The 9,288-nt window shown below is 50.6% G+C and carries 14 protein-coding genes; 11 read left to right on the top strand and 3 right to left on the bottom strand.

Annotated elements, in window-relative coordinates:
* Nucleotides 1-192: 192 nt before the first annotated feature.
* The 3 genes from FDW95_RS09040 to FDW95_RS09030 all read right to left on the bottom strand — a co-directional run bounded on the left by FDW95_RS09040 (nt 193) and on the right by FDW95_RS09030 (nt 2,441).
* Nucleotides 193-573, bottom strand: a complete 381-nt coding sequence (locus FDW95_RS09040) for a lipoprotein (protein WP_049041820.1) — start codon at nt 571-573, stop codon at nt 193-195.
* A gap of 90 nt (nt 574-663) precedes the next feature.
* The gene (locus FDW95_RS09035; RefSeq protein ID WP_049041817.1) at nt 664-1,587 is read right to left on the bottom strand and encodes a hypothetical protein; all 924 of its coding nucleotides are present in this window, start codon (nt 1,585-1,587) and stop codon (nt 664-666) included.
* Nucleotides 1,588-1,754: 167 nt separating this feature from the next.
* The gene (locus FDW95_RS09030; RefSeq protein WP_249358993.1) at nt 1,755-2,441 is read right to left on the bottom strand and encodes a helix-turn-helix transcriptional regulator; all 687 of its coding nucleotides are present in this window, start codon (nt 2,439-2,441) and stop codon (nt 1,755-1,757) included.
* A 130-nt stretch (nt 2,442-2,571) separates the two neighbouring features.
* Here FDW95_RS09030 and FDW95_RS09025 point away from each other — a divergent pair, with 130 nt between their 5' ends.
* The 11 genes from FDW95_RS09025 to FDW95_RS23285 all read left to right on the top strand — a co-directional run.
* Entirely contained in the window at nt 2,572-2,802 is a 231-nt protein-coding gene (locus FDW95_RS09025) for a helix-turn-helix domain-containing protein (protein ID WP_115258197.1), read from the top strand.
* Nucleotides 2,803-2,819: 17 nt separating this feature from the next.
* On the top strand, nt 2,820-3,359 hold the full coding sequence (locus FDW95_RS09020) for a toxin YdaT domain-containing protein (RefSeq protein ID WP_115258198.1): 540 nt from the start codon (nt 2,820-2,822) through the stop codon (nt 3,357-3,359).
* An 85-nt stretch (nt 3,360-3,444) separates the two neighbouring features.
* Complete coding sequence (locus FDW95_RS09015) at nt 3,445-3,636, top strand: ClpX C4-type zinc finger protein (protein ID WP_115258199.1); 192 nt, start codon at nt 3,445-3,447, stop codon at nt 3,634-3,636.
* Nucleotides 3,637-3,652: 16 nt separating this feature from the next.
* Nucleotides 3,653-4,543: a hypothetical protein gene (locus FDW95_RS09010; RefSeq protein WP_170972981.1), complete on the top strand. Its 891-nt coding sequence runs from the start codon at nt 3,653-3,655 to the stop codon at nt 4,541-4,543.
* Nucleotides 4,544-4,545: 2 nt separating this feature from the next.
* Nucleotides 4,546-5,295, top strand: a complete 750-nt coding sequence (locus tag FDW95_RS09005) for an ATP-binding protein (protein WP_115258200.1) — start codon at nt 4,546-4,548, stop codon at nt 5,293-5,295.
* Nucleotides 5,296-5,313: 18 nt separating this feature from the next.
* A complete protein-coding gene (locus FDW95_RS09000; RefSeq protein ID WP_115258201.1) occupies nt 5,314-5,625 on the top strand; it encodes a hypothetical protein in 312 nt (103 codons plus the stop codon).
* Nucleotides 5,622-6,161 (top strand): hypothetical protein, encoded by a 540-nt coding sequence (locus FDW95_RS23655; RefSeq protein ID WP_247754158.1) that lies wholly within the window; start codon nt 5,622-5,624, stop codon nt 6,159-6,161. Before FDW95_RS09000 ends, FDW95_RS23655 begins: the two co-directional genes overlap by 4 nt.
* Entirely contained in the window at nt 6,158-6,550 is a 393-nt protein-coding gene (locus FDW95_RS08990) for an ead/Ea22-like family protein (RefSeq protein ID WP_115258202.1), read from the top strand. The genes FDW95_RS23655 and FDW95_RS08990 overlap by 4 nt, the downstream gene beginning before the upstream one ends.
* A gap of 228 nt (nt 6,551-6,778) precedes the next feature.
* Nucleotides 6,779-7,036 carry a hypothetical protein gene (locus tag FDW95_RS08985; RefSeq protein ID WP_016156704.1) on the top strand — a complete coding sequence of 86 codons (258 nt, stop codon included), beginning with the start codon at nt 6,779-6,781 and terminating at the stop codon, nt 7,034-7,036.
* Nucleotides 7,033-8,916, top strand: coding sequence for a DNA cytosine methyltransferase (locus FDW95_RS08980; protein WP_115258203.1), 1,884 nt, complete (start codon nt 7,033-7,035; stop codon nt 8,914-8,916). The genes FDW95_RS08985 and FDW95_RS08980 overlap by 4 nt, the downstream gene beginning before the upstream one ends.
* 171 nt (nt 8,917-9,087) lie before the next feature.
* Nucleotides 9,088-9,288: hypothetical protein (locus tag FDW95_RS23285; protein WP_212734296.1), on the top strand; the 201-nt coding region annotated here is incomplete at its 3' end.

The following is a 9,288-nucleotide window of genomic DNA, read 5'->3' as shown; positions in this document are numbered from 1 at the left end:
GGTGTTTCAGGGGGCTACATCAGTTGATTATCGGCGGGGTAGTTATTAGTCGGGATGCAATAGTTGATAGCCTGGAAGCCAAGCGAAAGGCGGTGGGTAATGTGATTCACAAGGGGTTATTGCGGGATGCTGCTGAGTTCGTGAGGAAAGGGCAATAAAAACCCGGCGTTATTTACCGGGCAAAAAATGGTGTTAGTCGGCCCAACCAGATTTCGTGTTGATCGCCGATTCCGCCATTGTGTATTTCTGTACAGTATTATCTTTAAACAGAATGGTTAGCTCTTTCTTAGTGCCGTTCGTCCCGTTGTGGAACAATCCATAGAAAGGAATGAATGAGGTGCCATTTACTTTTACTTTGGCAAATGAGTACTTCCAAATCTCATTGCCACCGTCGGTATAAGAGACTGCATCAGGAGAACCAAACAAGGTTTTCACTTCAGCCTTGGTGGTTTTACCTTCCTGAATTTTAGACTGAACACTTGTTTCAGTTTCGCTTTTAAGTTTCTGATTTCCAGAAGATGCGCACCCCGTTAGGGTTACAGCTAATGCCACTGCCAGAGCTATTTTATTCATTATGTATATCCATTGATTGCAATCGGAATCATCTTAACATTATGAGTGGCTTGGTCAAATAAATACCCGGCGCGGTGGCCGGGTGGATAATCAATGTTTTTTATGTTCAAGCTCAGGTCGTTGTAGGTTTTCTAAAACCTCTATTGCTTTAGTATTTTCTATAACCTTTTGCTGAACTTTATCGGCAAGATACTCTTTAAATCCTTTTGGCACATACTCTTCCCTAAGCCAACGTCGAAATTCGCCTAGTGCCTCTTCTGGGTAAATGTTGGCAGGGAGATTGCCGGCTTTGCTCTGCGGGAACCAATCTGGATATACGTGAGGATGTTTCTGCACATCCCCATACTTTTCGCTAAGCTTGTTACGTTTCCAGTGATTTGACCATCTAGTTCCAACGCTTATATCTGGAACAGTTTTAGGCCCCAGTTCAAATCCAGCATTAATCAAGGGAACGGTGATATCAACCATCTCTCTAAACACACTGAAAAATCCAGCAGGGATTTTATCATTAAGAATTATGCGTTCTTGGAAGCACTTCCAAGCGCCGCTAACTGGGTTTCTTGGATCGATTCCAACACTTCTAAATATAAACTCGCGAAGTGTTTGTCTTGCTAAAAGACGATAATTCCTAAGGGCTGTGGCATTGTTTGCTTGGCTTGCATCAAACGCATAATACTCAAGAATTGCCATGCAGACATAGTCTGGGTACGGATAATGATCCCGCTTTGTTTCTGAAGATGGAATGAACAGTGACTCAACGTCTATACCTTGATCGAGGAGGACGGTATCAATTTTTTTACCACGGGGTTTAAGGCGCTCACTAGCCCAATCAGAAGAAATATCCTGGATTACGCTATGATGCACACCACACATTTCAGCCAGTCCTCGACCAGTGAGATACGGTGTCCCATCATTCAGGACGCCCATTGCCACACCTTCAATCTCAACTTCTTTTACAGGAAATAACTGGAGGTTACCTTGGCGGGGTGATATTGGATTTATCTCATTAACCATTTGATTTTCCTTGTTAAAGTGTGGCGGGCAAACACTATTTTTCACTCACCCAAACGTCTCTTCAGGCCACCATAAGCACGATCGCAACAACCGAGAGCAAAGTAACCACGCCTACTATCAGATATTCTCTCATCACCCAAACGTCTCTTCAGGCCACTGTTAATCTGCTAACCATGCTTACGGTAGGTCTGCGGCATGCTGCCGATCACCTTTCCGAATACGAATATTTTGTTCATCTCTGCCTTCTCAATCGGCTCCCATGGTCGATAGGTCTGGTTGTCTGAGATGACCAAGAGTTTATCTTTCATCTTCTGAAGTCGCTTCACATGTGATGTGTCGTCATAAATGAAAGCGTAAATACCATCACCATCAAAGTGTTGAACGCTTATATCGACAAACAGCAAATCACCAGGCTCAATCGTTCCAGACATGCTGTCACCGCGAACGTTGATGATGCGGATCTGTTCCTGTTTACGTCCGTTAAACATGTGCCTGGCTTCTTCAACCGGATACTCAACAGAATGTAGGATCTCTACGAACTCGTTATTTATAGCCCCTGGCCCCGCGCTAACCGTAAAGTCGAGAACCTCAATCCGGAATACGTTGAAGCTCTTTATACCTCCATTGGTTTTTTCCGGCTGCTGACCATCATTACGCATCGGTCCGGTTCCAGTGGAAAGCCATTCGGGGCGAACATTGAGAACAGATGCTATCTCGACTGTTTTTCTTGAGCTTGACGCACCATTTAGCAGCTTGTTAACACTTGACTGTGCCATGCCAACGGCCTTAGCGAGCTTGCCCTGTGTATAACCCGCCTCAGTCATTGCGCGATCTAACCGCTCAGAAAAACTCATTAAAGATACTCCCCTAATAACCTTCATAAATATTATCGCTGCGGCGATGAATAAGCAAAAAATCGCATAGGCGATTGACATTCGTTAGAGCGATACACATAATCAATCAAAATTGATAGAAGGAGCGATTATGAAAAACTCTGCTGTAGAAAAAGCGATTGCAATCGCCGGTAGTCAGAAAGAGCTAGCGAAGCGATGTGGTAAGGCCCAATCCACGATCTGTGACTGGTTAAATGGGAAAAAACAAATATCCCCGATCCATGTTCCTGTTTTGGTAAGAGCCAGCGAAGGACAGATTCAGGCTCATGAATTCCGTCCCGACCTTCCTGAATTGTTTCCGCATCCACATGCAGCCGCTTAACCATCAAGGGACCACAAATGCAATCACTTACGTTTTACCAGGATACAGGATCGCTGCAGCAGGCGGTGATAAATCGCGCTCAAGCGCAGAAAGGACCGAGGCATGAAGATATTCGTGACGCGGTCCGCTCCTGGGCTGGTGCCGATGGTCAGGACGTAGTTACGGCTCTGATTATCGAAGAGTACCAGGCGCAGGGTGGTGATGACATCACTTTCCCTGACGATCTCTGCCGAAAGCGCCAGAAGCTGTTTCGCTTCCTGGACAACCACTTCAACAGCGAGCGTTACCGCGAGAACGTCCGCCAGCTGACACCGGCAATTCTCGCTGTCCTGCCGATTGTGTACCGCAGTCGCCTGCTGCCAGAAGACAACATCATGGCTCGCCTGGCGCGTATGGAGAAAGAAACCAGTGAAGCAAAGATTGCCGTCGCGCTGGATGCGCCACGGCATCAGAAGCTGAAAGAGTTGAGCGAGGGGATCGTGGAGATGTATCGCGTTGACCCTGGGTTAACTGGGCCGCTGATGGAGATGGTGCAGATGATGCTGGGGGCTATATGACCGGTTCAAAAATGGCGAAAGCCGCGGTGCGCGAACACCAACGGCTTTCTGGTGCAATTCATTGCGAAATCATTGCGGGGTAAGTATGTCAGCAACCAGTACCAAGGTAAATATCCAGCCAACCCATAAGTGCTCTTTTTGCGGAAAGACGAATGTCGAAATTGCTGGCGTTCTCGTCGTTGGGGGTGGCGTCTCAATCTGTCAGGAATGCGTTTTTTTGTGCGTCGAGATCGTCTTTAAGCACTCCGCCAGAACTGACGAACCGACAGTAATTTAAGCATTCAGGGGTTTTTATGCGTGATTACGGCAAGGTGCATACATCTTTTTGGATAAGCGATGGAATGCGTCGGGTTTCTGATGATGCCCGTTTGCTCGCGCTGTATCTGCTCACGGGGCAACACACGAACATGATTGGTTGTTTTCGACTGCCTGATGGATACGTTTCGGAAGACCTCAACTGGACATCTGAAAGGGTTGCGAAAGGGTTTGATGAGCTATCTATGAACGGTTTTGCAACGCGTGATTTTGCCTCGAAATGGGTCCTTATTCGGAACTTCATGAGCTGGAACCCAGTTGAGAACCCTAATCAGGGTATAGCGGCTATGCGTTTGTTTTCTCAAGTGCCGGATAAATCTTCGGTGAAGCCAGAACTGGCGCGGGTTATGGCTGATGCGATAGCTCACATTGGTGGCTTGAAGCTAAAGGGTTCAGAAAGGGTTCTTGAACCGTTCCTTAACCAGGAACAGGAACAGGAACAGGAGCAGGAACAGGAAGAAGAAAACACTTTGGGGCATGGCTACGCCACACCCCCAGAGAGTGATGATTCTTCCGATGATGAGACGCCACCAAAAAAAAATGCCTATCCGGATGACTTCGAGCAGGCGTGGTCGATTTATCCAAAACGCGCTGGAGGAAATAGCAAGGCCGACGCCTGCAAAGCCTGGAACGCCAGAGTTAACTCAGGAGCTACAGCTCAGGAGTTGCTCAACGGTACACAGCGATATGCCGACTTCGTGAAAGCTACGGGGAAACTTAACACCGAGTACGTGAAACAGGCCGCAACGTTCTTTGGCCCCTCGAAGCACTACGAGGAAGCCTGGGAAGTGACTGCATCGTCAGGTATGCGGGATCTGAATACGATTTCCCGACCAGATAACACCATTCCACCAGGGTTCAGGGGGTAGCGATGAAAAACATGATTGGTACTGGCAGCGCTCTTGAGCGCCTGAAAAAACTCATTCCGCCAGGCGTACAGCCGAAGTTCACCAGCGCAGCAGAGCTTCTGGCGTGGCAACGGGAAGAAGGACTGAAACATTGCGAAGAGCTGGGCAAGCGGAATCAGAAAGCGCGCACAGAGAAAATCTTCGGTCGATCTGGTATCCAGAGTCTGCACCGCAGCTGCACGTTCGCCAACTACGAAGTCTCCGGTGAGCAACAGCGCAAGGCCTACACCATGGCGAAAAGCTATGCACAGAACTTTGGTGCTGGCTTTGCGAGCTTCGTGTTTAGTGGTGGTCCGGGTACCGGGAAAAACCATCTGGCGGCAGCGATCGGAAATCATCTCCTGTCCGGTGGCAAATCTGTGTTGGTGGTGACAATCCCTGACCTGATGCTGCGTGTTCGCGAGTGCTACGACGGTGGCCAGTCAGAGGCTTCACTTCTGGATGACCTCTGCAAAGTCGATCTGCTGGTGTTGGATGAAGTCGGTATTCAGCGCGGTAGCAACGGGGAGAAAGTTATCCTGAATCAGGTTATCGACCGTCGGCTGTCGTCGATGCGTCCAGTTGGCGTTCTGACGAATCTGAACCATGACGAACTTCTCGGCGCATTGGGTGCGCGGGTTATCGATCGCCTCCAGATGGATGGCGGGATGTGGGTGAACTTTGACTGGGGCAGCTATCGCAAGAACGTTAGCCATCTCCGGATCGTTAAATAACCTCGAGGAAAAATCACTATGGCAAGCAAATCACTGTGGGCAATCGTCGATTTCCTTCGGGTTAACCAGACCATCACGCCTCGTCAGGTCCAGAGCCTGCTGGGATGTGACTGCAAGAAGGCACATAACCTGCTGCTTCACCTGGTACGCAGAGCGGTAGTAATCCGCACTGGCGAGCCGCACCGCCCGGTCTATTCGCTGCAACCCGGCGGGGAGTTGAACATCAAGCAGCTCAAATCGAACATGAGCAAAAACATGGTCACATCAGTTTGCCTCACAAGTCCAGCTATGCAGCGTGTACTGGCGTTTTACGGGAGAGCATCAGCATGAAACCAGATGTTAAAAAAATCATCGCCGATATCAAGGCGACAAAAGGGAACCGCAAATTTTGTAATGGCCTGGCTGGCACACTCCAGGATGATAATTATGCGTCATCGATTTGCAAATACGTTAAAACCGTAACGCCGGAAAGAATCGATCTCCTGATTGAATACGCTGAAAAACTTGAAACCGAAGTCACAGACATGGCAGTACAGCTCGCTAACGCCGAGAGCAAGTGCAGGGAGCTGGCTGCGGGTCACTGGCCTCGTTTGCAGGAGCAAGATATCAACGCATTGATGCGTTTCAATGAAACATGCGAAGACGGAGAAGGATATGACATTGGCGCTGAAGCGATGGCGCGACTTGTTGAAATAGGGCTGGCAGGCAAAGGTCCTCATGGAATCCGCAATATCACTCCATTCGGTCAGTGGGTAATTAACGCCCGGGAGGGTGAAGTTGATTTTGAGCCGTTGAAAACCGAAGAAGACAACATTGCAGAATCAGCTTTACGAATGGCCCAGCTACGCACAGGAGCCGCCCAATGACAGCACTCAACAAACAGGCGCTGCGTGATAGCGCACTCGACATGATTCGCGTACTGGGATACATCGCCAGCTTTGAATCTGAGGATATCGATGGTGATGATCTCGAACTTCGTTTTGAAACAGAGGATGGTTTAGACACAGGATGCACCATAAGCATTACCAGCCAGTGTCAGGATGCCTCTGACGTTATGCATCAACTGTTAAATGAGCTGGAAGCCGCAGAGAAGCGCATAGCAGAACTGGAAGCGAGGGAGGTTAAATTGCCGAAGCCTATTAGCGTTCTGCATCGTCGAGATTTCAATGATGCGCACCGAGCAATTTACGCCTATCCAGAGCCTGATGTTAACGCTGCACTTGCCGCCGCTGGCATTGGCGCGAAGGGGGAGTGAGGTGAGTACTTATCTTTTTTTCGGTTTCCTTGTTGTTTGCACTCTGTTTTGTATGGTGATGCTGTGGCGGGTGGTCAAGGTGGCAAAGTGGCGATTCAAGGCCCTCGAAATGAGTGCTGATGATTATCGGGCACTACCTGAATTTAATAAGATGTTGTGGATGATTTGGATATGGAGGCTAGAACGCTTCCCGAGATGTAATAAGCGGGCATGGCGGGAGACGAAGTGATGGATCAGCTACTGCAATATGCCACGAACCGGATAATTGAGCTGGAAAACCTGCTGCTGGTGAATGTTGAGGAAACTGTCTGGCCTGCCGAAGTAGGAATGGTATATAGCCAGATTGAAAGTGCCGGGGATCTTCCGGCACATCACCAGCGCCGCCTGAAGCATCACATCAACCGCATGTGGCTGGAACAAATGCCGGTACCGTCAATAATCGCTGCGGCCCGGTCACTGGCCATCGCTATGGAGAAATACGCGTGAGAGAAATCATCGTTGATAACTTTGCCGGCGGCGGCGGGGCGAGTTCGGGCATTGAGCTGGCGATCGGCCGTAGTGTGGATATTGCGATTAACCACGACCCGAACGCTGTTGCGATGCACACTACGAACCACCCGGATACACTGCACTACTGCGAATCGGTGTTTGATGTCGATCCCATCGTAGCGACCGCTGGCCGCCCGGTGGGGCTGGCATGGTTTTCCCCTGATTGCCGTCACTTCTCAAAGGCTAAAGGTTCGAAGCCGGTAGAGAAAGAGATTCGTGGTTTGGCGTGGATTGTCATTCGCTGGGCGCTGGCGGTACGTCCCCGTGTGATGATGCTGGAGAACGTTGAAGAGTTCCGCACCTGGGGGCCGCTTATCGAATCTGCTGATGGTGGGTTACGTCCAGATCCCCTGCGTACTGGTGAGACCTTCGAGGCTTTCTGCGGCATGCTATCCGGTGGTATTCCTGCCGGTCATCCGGCGCTGGCGGAGTGCTGCGAGTTCCTGGGTATTACTGCCGACGGCGAACTGGCGCAGCAACTGGTGGCCGGGCTGGGTTACGCTGTTGATCATCGTGAGCTGCGCGCCTGCGATTTTGGCGCACCGACCATCAGGAAGCGTTTCTTCATGGTAATGCGTTGCGATGGTATGCCGGTGACCTGGCCGGACCCGACCCACGGCGACCCGAAATCTCCAGCTGTGCAGAGTGGAAAGTTGGCGCCATGGCGTACAGCTGCAGAGTGTATCGACTGGACCATTCCGGCACCGTCGATATTCGACCGCAAAAAGCCACTGGCTGAAAATACGCTCAAACGCATCGCTCGTGGCATCCAGCGGTTTGTGATCGAGAGCGCGTCGCCGTTCATCGTTAAGTGCAACCACACGACGACCAAAGGGAAATACGACTGTTTCCGTGGGCAGGCGCTGGGCGAGCCTTTGCAGACCATTACGAAAACCTATGGCTACGCGATTGCCGTCCCACACCTGACAAAGTTCCGTACTGGCGCAACCGGGCAGCCCGTTACCGAACCCGTCCCGACGGTAACCGCTGGCACATCAAAACGTCCGGGCGGGAATGGGCATGCATTCGGGATTGTTGAAGCAGCGATAGCGCCGTTTGTTGGTCGGCAGTTTGGTGCCAGTGTCGGTCACCGGGCAGACGAACCGAGTGCAACGATCACTGCTGGTGGTGGCGGAAAATCTCAACTGGTAATGCCTACGCTGATCCAGATGGGTTATGGCGAGCGTCCGGGACAAGACCCGCGCGTGCTGCGCCTGGATAACCCTCTGGGGACTGTTACTGCAGGTGGGAATAAATTCGCGACGGTGAGCGCGTTCCTGGCGAAACACTACGGCGGTAACTATACGGGACCGGGTGTCAGTATGGATGAACCCGCGCACTCAGTGACTACTGTCGACCATCATGCAGTAGTTGCCTCTCATCTGGTGAAACTGCGTGGAACATGCCGCGACGGTCAACCATCCAGTGACCCAATGCCAACAGTGACGGCTGGCGGGCTGCACGTAGGGGAGGTGAAAACCACTCTTGCGGTCGATGAATACGACGAACATCGCGCGCAGCTGGCGCTGGAGTTCTTGCGTAAGTACTGCGGTGAGGATTGCGACGGGCTGGTGGATATTGACGGCATCACTTTTCGCATCGTTGATATCGGTATGCGGATGCTGCAACCGCACGAGCTATACCGCGCGCAGGGCTTCCCGGAGTGGTACATCATCGATCAGGACTATCGGGGGCAGAAGTACGCGAAAGACAAGCAGGTCGCACGCTGCGGTAATGCGGTCCCTCCGCCGTTTGCTGAGGCGCTGGTGCGTGCTAATTTGCCGGAGCTTTGTCAGTCAAAACAAATAGCAGCCTGATTTATAACCCCTTGCATAACCAGAGGTTTTTTATGTCGAAGCGCAACATTGCAGCAAAAACATTAGTTCGCGCCGGAAAGCTATAGAGAACTTGAGTGAGCAGCTTGATACACTTCAGGCAGTACGCGTTAGTCAGACGGGAAGTTACCTTTAAAGTACGGGAGAGCTCTGATGATTGTTGACTATCTGTTGATTGGTTATGGAAGGGATGGAGAGATAAAACAAGAGGAATGTAATGGCGGAGATATGCTAGCGCCCTCTCTGAAATTTGCTCCGGCAAACCCATCTTCGAAGCAATATCCAGTGCAAACATTTGATGTCAAAGTCATACACCATCTTGGTAACCGGTTGGATTGGCCCCTATATTTCCAT

The organism is Citrobacter sp. wls718, from assembly GCF_005280945.1.
GTDB lineage: Bacteria > Pseudomonadota > Gammaproteobacteria > Enterobacterales > Enterobacteriaceae > Citrobacter > Citrobacter gillenii.
The sequence above is the reverse complement of the archived record's forward strand: the minus strand, read 5'-3'. Positions and strand labels throughout refer to the sequence as shown.